We start from the raw sequence: 14355 nt of genomic DNA on the forward strand, positions 1-14355 counted from the left end.
GCCGTCGCGATCGTGGGCGCGAGTCGCGGCGAACCATGAAGGAAGTACCTCGCATGTCGATCCAGCACTCCGACGTTCTCTACACCGCCGTCGCCACCGCCGAGAACGGGCGTGACGGCCGTGTCGCCACCGACGACGGTCAGCTCGACGTCGTCGTCAACCCGCCCAAGGCCATGGGCGGCTCCGGCCGGGGCACCAACCCCGAGCAGCTCTTCGCGGCGGGCTACAGCGCCTGCTTCCAGGGCGCGCTCGGCGTCGTCGCCCGCAACGAGAACGCCGACATCTCCGGCTCGACGGTCACCGCCGAGGTCGGCATCGGCAAGAACGACGACGGCTTCGGCATCATCGTGAAGATCTCGGCGACCATCCCGAACGTGGACGCCGAGACCGCCAGGAGCCTGATCGAGAAGGCCCACCAGGTCTGCCCGTACTCCAAGGCGACCCGCGGCAACATCACGGTCGAGCTCGCCGTCTGATCCCGGCCCGCACGGCCCGCGGCACCGAACGAGGACCGCATCCCCGCCCGGGGGTGCGGTCCTCTTCGCGTACCGGCCGGCCCCTCGCACGCCCGGCCGGACGTCGGACGGCTGACCTGCACGACACCGTTACAGTGACCCCATGCGCGATCTCGGGGTGGGTTTCAAGTACCTGGTTCAGGGCCAGAAGTGGGTCGGCCGGCACGGACGGTGGTTCGGGTTCGGGCTGCTGCCGGGGCTGGTGACCCTCGTGCTCTACGCGGGCGCGCTCGTCGGTCTCGGCTACGGCGCCGACGACCTGGCCGCCTGGGCGACCCCGTTCGCCGACGACTGGACCTCGCCCTGGATCGACATCCTCCGCGGCACCCTGACCGCCCTGGTCGTCGCCCTCGGGCTCTTCCTCGCCGTCATCACCTTCACCGCCGTGACCCTGCTCGTCGGCCAGCCCTTCTACGAGTCGCTCTCCGAGGAGGTCGACCGCAGCGAGGGCGGCGAGGTGCCCGAGTCCGGGCTCCCGCTCTGGCGCGAGCTGTGGATCTCGGCCCGTGACAGCCTGCGGGTCCTGCTGCGGGTCGCGTTCTACGGCATCCTGCTCTTCGCCTGCGGCTTCATCCCGGTCGTCGGCCAGACGGTCGTCCCCGTCGTCGGCTTCTGCGTCTCCGGCTTCTTCCTCACCGAGGAGCTGGCGGCCGTCGCGCTCCAGCGCCGGGGCGTCGAGCTGAAGGAGCGGCTGCGGCTGCTGCGCGGGCGCCGCCTCGCCGTCCTCGGCTTCGGCGTTCCGCTGACCCTCGCCTTCCTGGTGCCCTTCGTCGCCGTCCTCCTGATGCCGGGAGCCGTCGCGGGCGCCACCCTGATGGCGCGTGACCTGCGGGGCGAGACGTCCGGCGACGACCGGGACGGCGACGACCGGGAAGTCGGCTCCCGGGACGGCGCCCGACTGCTCTCCTCCGACGGCGGCCGCGAGGCGCACGACCCGACCCGCTGAGGAGACGGGTGCCTGCCCGGCCGACCGGACTACGCCCGGCGCGCCCGCCGGGCGGCCCGGTTCGGGGTCCCGTCAGGCCACAGCCGGGGCGGCCGCCGCGCGGCGAGGTCCTCGATCCAGCCGAACGCGAGGACAGCCAGGGCGATCAGCGGCCAGACCACCACGAAGCTCCACATCAGGTACGTCGCGTCGAGCGCCGCGTTGCCCCGGTCGCTGTCCAGGAACGGCAGCTCGTACCCCTGGTCGACGATCACCTCCGCGACGCCGATCAGGAGGTTGTGCCACAGGTAGATCGTGACCGCGCGGTTGTTGGACAGGGTGACGAACGCGTCCCACCTGGCCAGCCGTCCGGGCAGCCGCTGCCAGGACGGGGCGTACTGGAGCAGGATCACCACGAACCCGAACGACCACGTGGCCTGCGCCAGCGGGATCTCGTTGAGGTCCCAGCCCTCGGACCCCAGATGGCCCGACGCCCACCAGAGGCCGAACGCCATCGACAGGAAGGCCCAGGACACCGCGGCGTACCGGGGGATCCGCTTCAGCAGCCCGTCGTGGTGGGCGAAGCCGAGGATCCAGCAGGAGGCGTAGTCGACGAAGTCGGTGACTCCCTCGCCGGCCTCGCCGGGAATCTCGACCAGGCCGGTCGTCAGGACCGCCGTCAGCGCGAGCGGGGCCGTCAGCGTCGCCCACGGGGCGCGGCGGAAGGCCCACAGCAGCAGCGGCGAGGCCACCACGAACCACAGGTAGGTGCGCAGGTACCAGAGCGGCCCCGCCGCCTGCGTCGCCCAGTCGTCGGCGGCCGGGTACGGCGGAGCGCCGACGGGCACCACGTACGTGATCAGCCGGACCAGGCCCCACGTGCCGCCTTCGTCCGGGTCCTTCACCGGATTCCAGCCGTTCATGAGGATCAGCGTCAGTGCCACCGCGCCGAACGCCCACAGCGGGGGCAGCAGACGGCGTACCCGGCTCATGATCACCTGGCGTGCCGGGCGTTCGAGCGAGCGCGCCGTCAACAGGCCCGCCAGCGCGAACATCACACCCATGGAGGGGAAGACGAGCGACAGCCAGCCCCAGCCGAAGAGGTGGTACGCCACCACGCGGACCAGGGCCACCGAACGCAGCAGGTCCAGATAGCGGTCACGGCCCGGCTTCGGGGCGACCGGAGCGGCGGAGGGCTCCGCGGCGGCGCCGTCTCCCGCCAGGAGGTACGCCCCCGAGCCCGGTGACGTCAGTCCCTCCGGTGTCCGTTCGTGCGTCGTCATACGACGTGCCCCCGCTCGCGTGCCGTCGTTCCCGTGCCCTGCCGCTGCGGCACCGCACCCGGCGCCGCCTCGACCACTCCGGTACGCCGTAGCTTCTGCCAGCGCAGCCGGCCGCCGGTGAGCGCGGTGATCCAGGACTGGAGCAGGACCACGTACATCAACTGCCGGTAGAGGATCTGCTGGAGGGGCAGCGAGATGAGGTGCGTCATCCGCTCCCGGTCCAGCCGGAACGCGTAGGCGGCGCAGACCGCCTGGACCGCCAGGACGCCCAGCCAGGCGGCGACGGTCTTCTCGGTGGGGCCGAAGACGAGGCCGTACAGCAGGAACACGTCGATCAGCGGGGCCAGCAGCGGGGCCACCACCATGAACAGGGAGACCAGCGGCAGCCCCACCCGGCCGAACCGGCCCGAGGGCCCCCGTTCCACCAGGGCGCGGCGGTGCTTCCAGATCGCCTGCATCGTGCCGTAGGACCAGCGGTAGCGCTGCGACCACAGCTGTTGGACGCTCTCCGGGGCCTCGGTCCAGGCGCGCGCGTTCTCCGCGTACACCACCCGCCAGCCGTCCCGGTGCAGGGCCATCGTGATGTCGGTGTCCTCGGCGAGCGTGTCGTCGCTCATGCCGCCGACCCGCTCCAGCGCGGAGCGCCGGAAGGCTCCGACCGCGCCCGGGATCGTCGGCATGCAGCGCAGCATGTCGTACATCCGGCGGTCCAGGTTGAAGCCCATCACGTACTCGATGTGCTGCCAGGCCCCGATCATCGAGTCCCTGTTGCCGACCTTGGCGTTGCCGGCGACCGCGCCGACCCGGGGGTCCGCGAAGGGCTGCACGAGCTCGCCCACGGTGGCCGGTTCGAAGACGGTGTCACCGTCCATCATCACGATCAGGTCGTGCCGGGCGTTCGCGACGCCCCGGTTGAGCGCGGCCGGCTTGCCCGCGTTGAGCTGGCGCACCACGCGTACGTTCGGCAGCCCCATGTCCTCGACGATGCGGGCGGTTCCGTCGCTGGAGCCGTCGTCGATGACGATGATCTCGATGGGGTGTTCGCTGTCCCTGAGGGAGCGCACGGTGTTCTCGATGCACGTGGCCTCGTTGTACGCCGGCACCAGCACCGACACGGGTTCGGTGACCGGTACGGGACCCCAGCGGAAGCCCTCGCGCCGCACCCGATGCGCGTGGGCGCCGGACAGCACCAGCATCAGGCCGAAGCGGCTGAGGACCAGGACCCCGATGACCGCCAGTACGACGACCAGCCCGTCGGTGAGCCTGTCCGAGGCCTGGACCATGAAGACCCACGCCTTGCCCTTCCAGAGATCCGGACCGGTGACGGGGGTGTTCGCGCTGGGCGCGTCGAGCGCCTGGGTGAGGGTCTGGAAGCGGTAGCCCTCCTCCTGCATCCGGGGCAGGAAGGTGTCCAGCGCGCGGACGGTCTGGCTGCGGTCGCCGCCGGAGTCGTGCATGAGGACGATGGCGCCCTCGCCGTCCTCGGGGGTGGCGTTGCGGATGATCCGGTCGACGCCCGGCCGGCGCCAGTCCTCGCTGTCGGTGTCGTTGACGACGGTGAGGTAGCCGAGGGTGCCGACGTACTCGGTCACCGGCCAGGACGCGTCGTCCATGGCATCGGCGAAGGAGGAGTACGGGGGGCGGAACAGGGACGAGCGGATCCCGGCCGCGCCGGCGATCGCCAGCTGGTTCTGGGACAGCTCCCAGTCGATGCGGCGCTGGGACTGGAAGGAGAGGTCGGGGTGGTTGAAGGTGTGCAGGCCTATCTCGTGTCCTTCGGCCACCATGCGGCGGACGAGCTCGGGGTGGCGCGAGGTCATGGTGCCGGTGACGAAGAAGACCGCGTGCGCGCGGTGCTTCTTCAGCACGTCGAGCACCTTCGGGGTCCAGGTGGGGTCCGGACCGTCGTCGAAGGTGAGGACGAGGCTGTGGTCGGGCACGCCGAGGCTGGTCGCCCGCTCGCCCCGGGTGTCGAGGACCGGTCCGCCCTCCAGGACCTCCGCCGGCACCTGTCCGGTCGCGACCCCGCCGCGGACACGGTGGTCGGCGAGGATCTCGCTGTGCACGTAGCCGCGCAGCATCAGCATCGTGATCACGGCGACGAGAAGCAGCGAGGGCAGGACGAAGCGGAGGGGCAGTGAGCGGCGAAGGCCGCTCGGGGCGCCGCGGGGAGCGCGGCGGCGCCGGTGGCTGCGGGGTGGGGTCACAGGATGATCTCTGGGGAAGGGGGGACGTGGTCCTGTCCGGCGGACGCCGGACGGCTGTGGCCGAGCGCGACGGAACCGGACGCGACGGGCGGCGCGGTCGTCTCGGGCGCGGTGGTGCCGGTGGGAGCGGTGGTGGCCGGCGCGGTGGTGGGCGTGCCCGTGGGGGCGGGCGTGGTCGGCGTGCTGGTGGGCGTGCCGGAGGAGCCGGGCCCGGGGCTCTCGGTGGTCGTCCGCGGCGTGGGCGTCGCGGTGCTCGCCGTGGGGGTGGGCGTGGTCCGCGTGGGGGTGTTCGCCGAGGAGTCGGCCGTTCGGACAGGCGTCGAGGAGCGTCCGCCCCCGTCGGTCGTGGTCGGCGCGGAGGGGGTGCTCGCGGTGGGGGAGAGGGTCGCCGGCGAGGCCGGCGACGGGGAGGCCTCGCCCCGCTCGGCCGGTACGGCCTGTCCCTGTTCGGGAAGCGGCACCCAGGGGGCGGCGGAGTTGCCCGTGAGCAGGGTGGCCACGATGACGCCGGCGTAGGCCGCGCAGGCGACGCCGACGAAGGTGCCGAGGTGGCGGAAGCGGCGGCCGCGACGACCGGACTCGTCGACGAAGACGGGGCCGTTGGGTGCCCGGCGGGGCTCGGGGACCGTGACGGCCGGCCGGAGCGACGGGTAGGCGCCGCCGCCTATGCGGACGGCGTCGAGCTGGACCGTGACCTCGCCGGGGTCGTACGCGTGGCCGGGCCACTCGGCGTCCGGGGCGGAAGGCACGGGCAGCGGCCGTGCGTGACCTGCGTTCCGTCCACCAGGTTGGTCGTTATTGAGCCAGTTTTCCACTGCGTAGCACTTCCCCAAGGGCATGTTTCGGGGGCGCTGACGGCTCCCGGATCGACGTACCTGTGCACAGGATCGAACCCGCACCGGTTCGAACGCCCCCTCTGTCCCACTGTGCCCGGGGGGCATGAGGGTAGCGCATGTGGCTGAAGCGAAGTCGTTCCCGCCGGTTCTGGATTTTCTGTGAAGCTTCAGATCTGTCTGAAACTGGCCCAACTCAGGACCCGATTACTCTGTCCGCCATGAAACGCGTCGGACTCCTGCTCTTCGTGACCCTCCCCGTCGTCACGACGGCGGTCGCCTACCTCTTCGTGTCCGGCCATCCGGACGGTGACGCACCGATCGGGGCGTCGTCCTCGCAGTCGCGCCAGGAGGTGAAGGCGGTGGCGGAGGGCGCGGGGGGCGGCGCGGAGGACGACGCCATGCCCCCCGGTCTGGCCGAGCCGGCGAAGAAGGAGCTCGCGGGCAGGATCGTGGCGAGCGCCGTCCACTCCACTCTCGACTGGCGTGCCACGTACGGTTCCGTCAAGGACATCGGGGACGGGCAGGGTTATACGGCGGGAATCGTCGGATTCTGTACGGGAACCCACGATCTGCTCACCCTCGTCGAGCGCTACACCGAGGAGCATCCCGGCAACGGGCTGGCCCGGTATCTCCCCGCCCTGCGCGCGGTGGACGGCACGGACTCGCACGAGGGCCTGGACCCCGGCTTCGCCGCGGCCTGGCGGGCGGAGGCGAGGGGCGAGGCGTTCCGCGAGGCCCAGGAGGCGGAGCGCGACCGGGTCTACTTCGACCCCGCGGTGCGGCTGGCCAAGCTCGACGGCCTCGGCACCCTGGGGCAGTTCGTGTACTACGACGCGATGGTGTACCACGGACCCGACACCACCGCGAACGGCTTCTACGGACTGAGGGAACGCGCCCTGGCGGAGGCGGACACCCCGGCCGAGGGCGGCACCGAGGAGCGGTACCTCGACATCTTCCTCGACGTGCACCGCGCGGCCATCGAGGCGAAGGGCAGGGACGGCGACACCAGCCGGGTCGACTCGGCCCTGCGGACGTTCCTGGAGGACGGCAACCTGGACCTCGACACCCCCTTGAGGTGGCGGGTCTACGGACAGGCGTACCGGCTCTAGAGGGTCCGGCCTCCTCGGCGGGCAGGCGGGCGGGTGGGCGGGCGGCTCCGGTCCGCGCGCCTCAGGCGCCTGAGCGCCCCGTCACGGGGGGCGGGGCGCCGTCGCGGGCCGGGGGTTCCGTGACGGCGCCCCGCGGCCGGGCGGCCGTTGTCCCACGGCCGCCCGGCCCTTCCGCGTCCGCGCTCAGCCGACCTCGGCGAGCACGAACCCCGGCTCCGTGCCGCCCGCGTCCGCGATCCGCTCGCCGTCCGGGCCCCAGGCCCCGGCCAGGCCCGCGCCCACGCCGTCCTCGTTCGCCCCCAGGACGTTGCCGAGCACCACATGCAGACCGAAGTCCGCGGCCCGCGCCGGATACACCTTCTCGAACGAGTCGTTGTCGGCCGCGAGCACCGAACTCGCGAGATACACCGTGCAGTTGTCGGCGGCCGCGCGCTCCGCCAGTTCGGGGAAACGGTTGTCGTAGCAGGTGGCCGTCGCGAACCGGACCCCGTCGAGCTCGAACCGCCCGTCGGCGGTGCCCGGCGCGAAGACCTCCCGCTCGATCCCGTACAGGTGCTGCTTGTCGTAGCGGGCGAGGAGTCCGCCGTCCGGGCCGACGACCAGCGAGGTGATCGCGGGCCGGCCGTCCGCCGTCCGCACCGGCCCGTTGACGACGGCGGCCGCCGACACCGCGCGGCAGGCCTCCCGTACGGGATCGAGCCGGGGGTCGTCCTCGGTGAGGACGAGCCCGGGGGTGTCCCGGATCAGGGTCGGCTCGTACCCGCTGAGACAGAGCTCCGCGAAGACGACCACACGGGCGCCCTCGGCCCCGGCGGCCCGGATCAGGGAGGCGACGGTCCGCACGTTCGCGGCGATGTCCCCGGCGACCGGGGCGAACTGGGTGGCTGCGACGATCATGGCCCCCATCATCCCGCCCGCCCGCCGCCGGGCGACCCCCGGTGCCGACGCGTCGTCTCCGCCGTCTCCCGCGGCGGCCCCGCCCTGACCGGCGCGGCCCGCGCGCTCGCCCGGCCTGTCCCGGCAGACGGCGCCGCGGGCTCTCGCCGAGGGGCGGCTCGCGGGCGCAGTCGGCCTGGCCTCGGCCCCCGGCTCGCGGGCGCCGTCGGCCGGGTCCCCGCCCCGGCCGGGTCAGGTCGGGTCCGGAGAGTCCCGCCCGGCCAGCAGGCTCAGGAAGTCCCGGAAGGCGGCCGGCATGTCCACCGCCGACGGGTCCAGGAGCCACTGGTACTGGAGGCCGTCCATCACCGCCGTCAGGAGGGGCGCCGCCCGCTCGGGGGTGAGCCCGCCCGGCAGCCGGTCACCGAACTCCAGGCGCAGGACCTGCGCCATGCTCGCTCTCACCTGCGCGTACCGCTCGGTGAAGAAGGCGCGCGCCGGATGCTCGTCCGTCACGCTCTCGCCGAGCAGCGCGGAGAAGGTCTGCACGATGCCGGGCCGCATCGCGTTGTACTCGACGAGGGAGTCGAGCAGGTCGAGCCGCCAGCCCTCGCGGTCCCGGCCGCCGCTGGTGTCCCAGCGGTCGCGCTCCTCCAGGACGGCGACGAGCAGCGCCTCCTTCGTCGGGAAGTAGTGGAGAAGGCCCTGCTGGGTGAGGCCGACCCGCTCGGCGACGGAGCCGAGGGTGGCGCCCCGGTAGCCGCGCTCGGCGATCACTTCGAGCGTGGCGCGGAGGATGTCCGCCCGCCGCTCCTCGCTTCTGGCCCGCACCATCGCCGTGGCCCCCTCCCGGTCGTCGCTTCCGACAGGACCGTACCCCTTTCGTAAAATAACAAGAAGATAACGTCACCTACCGATCTACAGGCAACCAGGGGCACGATGGCCCCATCGGGGTCATCAGTACGTCAACGAGGAGGTACGGCCATGACGGAGACCAGTGCGGACACGGCACGGGAGGCGGTCGTCGAGGCGGCCATCGGCAAGCTCGGCCTGGACGCCAAGGCCCGGCTGCTCGCCGGCCAGGACATGTGGTCCCTGCCCGCCCTGCCGGAGATCGGTCTGAAGTCCCTGGTCATGTCCGACGGCCCCGTCGGCGTCCGCGGTGTCCGCTGGACCGCCGACGACCCGTCCGTCGCCCTGCCGTCCCCGACCGCGCTCGCCGCCGCCTGGGACCCCGCCCTCGCTCGCCGCGCCGGCCGTCTCCTCGCCCAGGAGGCCCGCCGCAAGGGCGTCCACGTCCTGCTCGCGCCCACCGTCAACCTGCACCGCACCCCGCTCGGCGGACGCCACTTCGAGGCCTACAGCGAGGACCCCCTCCTCACCGGCGCCGTCGCGACCGGCTACGTCCAGGGCGTCCAGGACGGCGGCGTCGGCACCACCGTCAAGCACTTCGTCGCCAACGACGCCGAGACCGACCGCTTCACCGTCGACAACGCGATCGCCCCGCGCCCGCTCCGCGAGCTCTACCTCGCCCCCTTCGAGGCCATCGTCAAGAACGCCCGCCCCTGGGGCATCATGACCGCCTACAACCAGGTCAACGGCGTGACCATGACCGAGCACCACCACCTCGTCAACGAGGTCCTGCGCGGCGAGTGGGGCTTCGACGGCGTCAACGTCTCGGACTGGATGGCCGCCCGCTCCACCACCGGCGACATCGAGGGCGGCATGGACATCGCCATGCCCGGTCCGGTGACCGTCTACGGCGCGGCGCTCGCCGCCTCCGTCCGCGCCGGCGAGGTCGAGGAGTCCGCCGTCGACGCCGCCGTCCGCAACGTCCTGCGGCTCGCCGCCCGCGTCGGCGCCCTCGAAGGCGCCCCGCCCGTCGTCACCGAGCCCCCGGCCACGATCGACGGCGACGCCCTCGCCCGCGAGATCGCCCACCGCGGCTTCGTCCTCGTCCGGAACGAGAACGGCGCGCTGCCGCTGGCCGCGCACGGCACCGTCGCGCTCTCCGGCGCCGCCGCCCGCGACGCCCGCGTCCTCGGCGGCGGCTCCGCCCAGGTCTTCCCCGAGCATGTCGTCTCCCCGCTCGACGGACTCGCCGCCGCCCTCGCCGCCGCTCCGGGAGGAGGCGCACTCACCTTCCGCGTCGGCGCCGACCCCAGCGAGGAACTCGCCCCCGCGGACCAGGGATTCACCCTCCGCGCCCGCTGCCGCGACGCCGGGGGACGGCTCCTCGGCGAAGGCTCCCTGCCCAACGGGCAGGTCCAGTGGATCGGCGACGACCTCCCGGACGGCGTCACCCACGAGGCCCTCGCCTCCGTCGAGGTCGTCGGCACCTTCACCCCCCGCGAGTCCGGCGAACACGCCTTCGGCACCCGCGGCCTCGGCGCCTACACCCTCACCGTCGGCGGCGAGACCGTCTTCGACGGCGTCCAGACGATGGGCCCCGAGACCGACCCCTTCGAGGCCTTCTTCGGCTCCCCGGTCGAGCGCGCCAAGGTCGCGCTCACCGCCGGCGAGACCGTCGAGGTGTCCCTGCTCCACACCCTGGACAAGGAGTTCGCGGCCCCGCTGCCGGCCGTCATGTTCTCCTTCGTCCACCTCGGTCCCCGCCGTGACCCCGACGAACTGATCGCCGAAGCCGTCGAGGCCGCCCGCGCCGCCGACACCGCCGTCGTGGTCGTCGCCACCACCGAACGCGTCGAGTCCGAGGGCTTCGACCGCAAGGACCTCGCCCTCCCGGGCCGCCAGGACGACCTCGTCCGGGCCGTGGCCGCCGCCAACCCGAACACCGTCGTCGTCGTCAACGCCGGCTCCCCGGTCGAACTGCCCTGGCGCGAGGAGGTGGCCGCGATCCTGCTCGGCTGGTTTCCCGGCCAGGAGGGCGGCGCCGCCCTCGCCGACGTCCTCACCGGCGCCGAGGAGCCCGGCGGGCGCCTCCCCACCACCTGGCCCGTCACCCTCGCCGACGTTCCCGTCACCGAGGTCACGCCCACCGGCGGCGTACTCGACTACGCCGAGGGCGTCTTCGTCGGCTACCGCGCCTGGGACCGGGCCGGCGCCGTCCCCGCGTACGCCTTCGGCCACGGACTCGGCTACACGACCTGGGCGTACGAGTCCCTGACGGCGGACCCCGACACCGCCGTCGTCCGGCTCACCAACACCGGCGACCGGCCGGGCCGCGAGGTCGTACAGATCTACCTGGCCCCGGCGTCCGCCGACGGGGAGCGGCCGGCCCGCTGGCTGGCCGGCTTCGCGAGCGTCGAGGCGGCCCCCGGCGAGACCGTCCAGGCCGTGATCCCGCTGCCCCGCCGCGCCTTCGAGATCTGGGACGAGGAGAAGGACGACTGGACCCTCGTCCCGGGCGGCTACGAGGTCCTGGCCGCCCACTCCCTCGCGGACGCCCGGCTGACGGCCACCCTCGACATCTGAGTGCGGGGACCCTCATGACCGGCCCCGGGGCGGCACCTGACAACCGCCCCGGGGTCCATTCACTCCTTCGTGATCCGCCGGTACGCCAGCTCCGCGAGCCGCGCCTGCCCGTCCCGGCTCGGATGGAACCAGTCCCAGGGGCTCAACTGCCCGCCGTCGAAGCGGAAACCGAAGACCGCCCCGTCGTCGTACCGGCAGCGCTCGTCCTTCGCGCACACCTCCGAGAGCACCCGGTTGTACGCCACCACCCGGCCCCGCACCTCGGCGCGCCGCCGCTCGGCCGCCGCGCTCAGGTCCTCGGCGTCCGCCAGCATCGCGCCGCAGATCCCCAGCCGCCACGCCCGCAAACCCGCCGGGCTGACCCGCCCGGTCGACCACAGGCGCATCAGGTCCGGCACGCTCGCCACGTACACCTGCGCCTCCGGTGCGCCCTTCCGCAGCCGGGCGAGCGCCGTCTCGAAGGACGTGCGGAAGTCCTCCACCGGCGTCATCAGCGCCGGGGTGGGCCGGCAGGCGTCGTTCGCGCCCATCATCACCGTCACCAGCTCGGGCCGCTCGGCCGCCGCCCCGGCCATCTGCTCCGGAAGCTCCACCATCCGCGCCCCCGTACGGGCCAGGTTCCAGCTGCGGGTGGCGACCTTCTCCGGGCCGAGGAGCCGCAGCGCCAGGCTGTTCACGGCGGTGTCGGTGCCGGTCGCCCAGGACACCTCGGGGCAGTCCGCCAGGACGGCGCAGGCGTCGAAGGCACGGGTGACGGAGTCGCCGACGGCGGCGACGGAGGAGGGCGAGACGTCCCACAGGGAGTCCGGCGAAGGCGTCGCCTCCGGGGTCGGCTTCGCGGCCGGCCCCGGGGTCGGTCCCGTCGGGGAGGCCTTCGCCGCCGGCTCCCCGGCCGTGCAGCCGGACAGTGCCCCGGCGCACAGCAGAGCCGCCGTCGCGGCGGCGACAGCGGTACGGAATCGGCGTCGACCGCGCATCCCCGGCCCCTCCTTCGGCGTCCTGGCGGGTGAAAGCTTCGTGTTCACCCGTCCCCGGACCGACCGTACGTCACACCGATGACGGTGCGGCACGGTAGCTTTTCCCCCGTCGAACCAGAGGCACCTTTGCCGACCGGCTCCGGTAAATTACATCACGTCACATGCTGTCCCTTTTTTGAGGGTTTGCCATGTTCTGTTCCTGATGCTGTTTACTGAGCCACTGGGAAAGGCGAACCTCGTCCCACACTGGAGGTCCCGGTGACGACACGTGGAGTCCTGTACGTACACTCCGCACCGCGCGCGCTGTGCCCGCACGTCGAATGGGCGGTGGCGGGCGTCCTCGGTGCGAGGGTCCAGCTCGACTGGATCCGCCAGCCGGCGTCCCCCGGCACCTGGAGAGCCGAGTTCTCCTGGCAGGGCCGTACCGGCACCGCCTCCGAACTCGCCTCCGCCCTGCGCGGTTGGCAGATGCTCCGCTTCGAGGTGACCGCGGAGCCCTGCCCCACCGCCGAGGGCGAGCGCTACAGCGCCACCCCCGACCTGGGCATCTTCCACGCCGTCACCGGCATGCACGGCGACATCCTCGTCCCCGAGGACCGGCTGAGGGCCGCCCTCGCGCGCTCCGCGCAGGGCGAGACCCAGCTGGAGGCCGAGATCGCCAGACTCCTCGGCAAGCCCTGGGACGACGAACTGGAGCCCTTCCGGTACGCGGGCGAGGGCGCCCCCGTCCGCTGGCTGCACCAGGTCGTCTGACGGCCCCTCACCGGCCGCCGCGGACGCCGCCCGGGTACACCGAGGCGACCGGGCCGCCGCGCGCTCCGTCGTGGACGGCCGGAGGGCGCGGGAGCGCGCCCCGCCCCGTCCGGCCGGACATGACGGAGGCCCACCCCCGAGCGGGGGTGGGCCTCCGTCATGTCACGCGTGGCGTCACACCGTGCGGAACGCCAGCACCACGTTGTGGCCGCCGAAGCCGAAGCTGTTGTTGATCGCGGCGATCGTGCCCTGCGGGAGTTCGCGGGGCTCGTCGCGGACGATGTCCGCGTCGACGTCCGGGTCCAGCTCGTCGATGTTGATCGTCGGCGGGGCCAGGCGGTGGTGGAGCGCCAGGACCGTCGCGACGGTCTCGATGCCGCCCGCGCCGCCGAGGAGGTGGCCGGTCATCGACTTCGTCGCGGAGATCGCGACGTGGTCCAGGTCGTCGCCCAGGACCTTGCGGAGCGCCTTGATCTCGGCGACGTCGCCCTGCGGCGTCGACGTGGCGTGCGCGTTGAGGTGGACGACCTCGGACGGCTTGAGGTCCGTCGAGTCCAGCAGGTTCCGCATCGCGGCGGCGATGCCCCGGCCGGTCGGCTCGGGCTGCGCGATGTGGTGGCTGTCGGCCGACAGGCCCTGGCCGAGGACCTCGCAGTAGACGCGCGCGCCGCGCGCCTTCGCGTGCTCCTCGGACTCCAGGATCACGACGCCCGCGCCCTCGCCGAGCACGAAGCCGTCGCGGCCGGTGTCGTAGGGACGCGAGGCCTTCGTCGGCTCGTCGTTGCTCTTGGACATCGCCATCATGTTGGCGAAGGCGGCGATCGGCAGCGGGTGGATCGCGGCCTCGGTACCTCCGGCGACGACCACGTCGGCACGGCCGGTACGGATCATCTCCACGGCGTAGCCGATCGCCTCGGCGCCCGACGCGCACGCGGAGACGGGGGTGTGGACGCCCGCCCGGGCGTTCACCTCCAGACCCACGTTGGCGGAGGGGCTGTTCGGCATGAGCATGGGCACGGTGTGCGGGGAGACGCGGCGGACGCCCTTCTCCTTCAGCACGTCGTACTGGTCGAGCAGAGTCGTTACGCCACCGATGCCGGAGGCGATGACCGACCCGAGCCGCTCGGGCGCGATGGACGCGTCCTCGCCCGCCGGGGCGGTGTACCCCGCGTCGGCCCACGCCTCACGGGCCGCGATCAGCGCGAACTGCGCCGAGCGGTCCAGCTTGCGGGCGAGCGGACGGGGCAGGACGTCGCCGGGGTCGACGGCGGCCGTCGCGGCGATCTGGACGGGCAGTTCGGCGAAGCGCTCGCCCTCCAGGGGCTTGACGCCGGAGCGCCCCGCGAGAAGACCTTCCCAGGTCGACGCGGAGTCGCCACCCAGCGGTGTGGTTGCGCCGATACCGGTGACGACCACGGTGCGATTGGTCGAGCTCACAG

General features: G+C 73.0%; 12 protein-coding genes. 5 read left to right on the forward strand and 7 right to left on the reverse strand.

Features of this window, described 5'->3' with window-relative positions:
• The first annotated feature begins 53 nt into the window (after positions 1-53).
• Positions 54-476 carry an organic hydroperoxide resistance protein gene (locus ACRRSS_RS06645; RefSeq protein WP_435970286.1) on the forward strand — a complete coding sequence of 141 codons (423 nt, stop codon included), beginning with the start codon at positions 54-56 and terminating at the stop codon, positions 474-476.
• 142 nt (positions 477-618) lie between these two features.
• Entirely contained in the window at positions 619-1461 is an 843-nt protein-coding gene (locus ACRRSS_RS06650; protein ID WP_435970287.1) for an EI24 domain-containing protein, read from the forward strand.
• Between the two features lie 29 nt (positions 1462-1490).
• Here the strand turns inward: ACRRSS_RS06650 and ACRRSS_RS06655 are convergent, their stop codons facing one another.
• From ACRRSS_RS06655 to ACRRSS_RS06665, 3 genes are all read right to left on the reverse strand, one after another.
• On the reverse strand, positions 1491-2723 hold the full coding sequence (locus ACRRSS_RS06655; RefSeq protein ID WP_435970288.1) for an acyltransferase family protein: 1233 nt from the start codon (positions 2721-2723) through the stop codon (positions 1491-1493).
• A complete protein-coding gene (locus ACRRSS_RS06660; RefSeq protein WP_435975265.1) occupies positions 2720-4810 on the reverse strand; it encodes a bifunctional polysaccharide deacetylase/glycosyltransferase family 2 protein in 2091 nt (696 codons plus the stop codon). The genes ACRRSS_RS06655 and ACRRSS_RS06660 overlap by 4 nt, the downstream gene beginning before the upstream one ends.
• Positions 4811-4926: 116 nt before the next feature.
• A complete protein-coding gene (locus tag ACRRSS_RS06665) occupies positions 4927-5679 on the reverse strand; it encodes a hypothetical protein (RefSeq protein WP_435970289.1) in 753 nt (250 codons plus the stop codon).
• A gap of 305 nt (positions 5680-5984) precedes the next feature.
• On the opposite strand from ACRRSS_RS06665, the gene ACRRSS_RS06670 reads away from it, so the two are divergent.
• On the forward strand, positions 5985-6875 hold the full coding sequence (locus ACRRSS_RS06670) for a chitosanase (protein ID WP_435970290.1): 891 nt from the start codon (positions 5985-5987) through the stop codon (positions 6873-6875).
• 183 nt (positions 6876-7058) lie between these two features.
• Here ACRRSS_RS06670 and ACRRSS_RS06675 read toward each other — a convergent pair whose 3' ends face one another.
• Positions 7059-7772: a carbon-nitrogen hydrolase family protein gene (locus ACRRSS_RS06675; RefSeq protein ID WP_435970291.1), complete on the reverse strand. Its 714-nt coding sequence runs from the start codon at positions 7770-7772 to the stop codon at positions 7059-7061.
• A 231-nt stretch (positions 7773-8003) separates the two neighbouring features.
• Positions 8004-8585, reverse strand: a complete 582-nt coding sequence (locus ACRRSS_RS06680; protein ID WP_435970292.1) for a TetR/AcrR family transcriptional regulator — start codon at positions 8583-8585, stop codon at positions 8004-8006.
• Between the two features lie 150 nt (positions 8586-8735).
• On the opposite strand from ACRRSS_RS06680, the gene ACRRSS_RS06685 reads away from it, so the two are divergent.
• On the forward strand, positions 8736-11186 hold the full coding sequence (locus ACRRSS_RS06685) for a glycoside hydrolase family 3 protein (RefSeq protein ID WP_435970293.1): 2451 nt from the start codon (positions 8736-8738) through the stop codon (positions 11184-11186).
• Between the two features lie 59 nt (positions 11187-11245).
• Here the strand turns inward: ACRRSS_RS06685 and ACRRSS_RS06690 are convergent, their stop codons facing one another.
• Entirely contained in the window at positions 11246-12163 is a 918-nt protein-coding gene (locus ACRRSS_RS06690; protein ID WP_435970294.1) for an SGNH/GDSL hydrolase family protein, read from the reverse strand.
• A 258-nt stretch (positions 12164-12421) separates the two neighbouring features.
• Here ACRRSS_RS06690 and ACRRSS_RS06695 point away from each other — a divergent pair, with 258 nt between their 5' ends.
• Positions 12422-12916 (forward strand): DUF3145 domain-containing protein, encoded by a 495-nt coding sequence (locus tag ACRRSS_RS06695; protein ID WP_030321864.1) that lies wholly within the window; start codon positions 12422-12424, stop codon positions 12914-12916.
• 174 nt (positions 12917-13090) lie between these two features.
• On the opposite strand, the gene fabF is transcribed toward ACRRSS_RS06695, so the two are convergent.
• The gene (gene fabF, locus ACRRSS_RS06700) at positions 13091-14353 is read right to left on the reverse strand and encodes a beta-ketoacyl-ACP synthase II (RefSeq protein WP_435970295.1); all 1263 of its coding nucleotides are present in this window, start codon (positions 14351-14353) and stop codon (positions 13091-13093) included.
• Between the last annotated feature and the right edge of the window lie 2 nt (positions 14354-14355).

Source organism: Streptomyces sp. Qhu_M48, assembly GCF_051305195.1.
GTDB lineage: Bacteria > Actinomycetota > Actinomycetes > Streptomycetales > Streptomycetaceae > Streptomyces.

Excerpts from the sequence above, each read along its gene's own strand:
- ACRRSS_RS06645 (WP_435970286.1), top strand. The coding sequence starts at position 54 with ATGTCGATCCAGCACTCCGACGTTCTCTACACCGCCGTCGCCACCGCC.
- ACRRSS_RS06650 (WP_435970287.1), top strand. The coding sequence starts at position 619 with ATGCGCGATCTCGGGGTGGGTTTCAAGTACCTGGTTCAGGGCCAGAAG.
- ACRRSS_RS06655 (WP_435970288.1), bottom strand. The coding sequence starts at position 2,723 with ATGACGACGCACGAACGGACACCGGAGGGACTGACGTCACCGGGCTCG.
- ACRRSS_RS06660 (WP_435975265.1), bottom strand. The coding sequence starts at position 4,810 with ATGCTGATGCTGCGCGGCTACGTGCACAGCGAGATCCTCGCCGACCAC.
- ACRRSS_RS06670 (WP_435970290.1), top strand. The coding sequence starts at position 5,985 with ATGAAACGCGTCGGACTCCTGCTCTTCGTGACCCTCCCCGTCGTCACG.
- ACRRSS_RS06675 (WP_435970291.1), bottom strand. The coding sequence starts at position 7,772 with ATGATCGTCGCAGCCACCCAGTTCGCCCCGGTCGCCGGGGACATCGCC.
- ACRRSS_RS06680 (WP_435970292.1), bottom strand. The coding sequence starts at position 8,585 with ATGGTGCGGGCCAGAAGCGAGGAGCGGCGGGCGGACATCCTCCGCGCC.
- ACRRSS_RS06685 (WP_435970293.1), top strand. The coding sequence starts at position 8,736 with ATGACGGAGACCAGTGCGGACACGGCACGGGAGGCGGTCGTCGAGGCG.
- ACRRSS_RS06690 (WP_435970294.1), bottom strand. The coding sequence starts at position 12,163 with ATGCGCGGTCGACGCCGATTCCGTACCGCTGTCGCCGCCGCGACGGCG.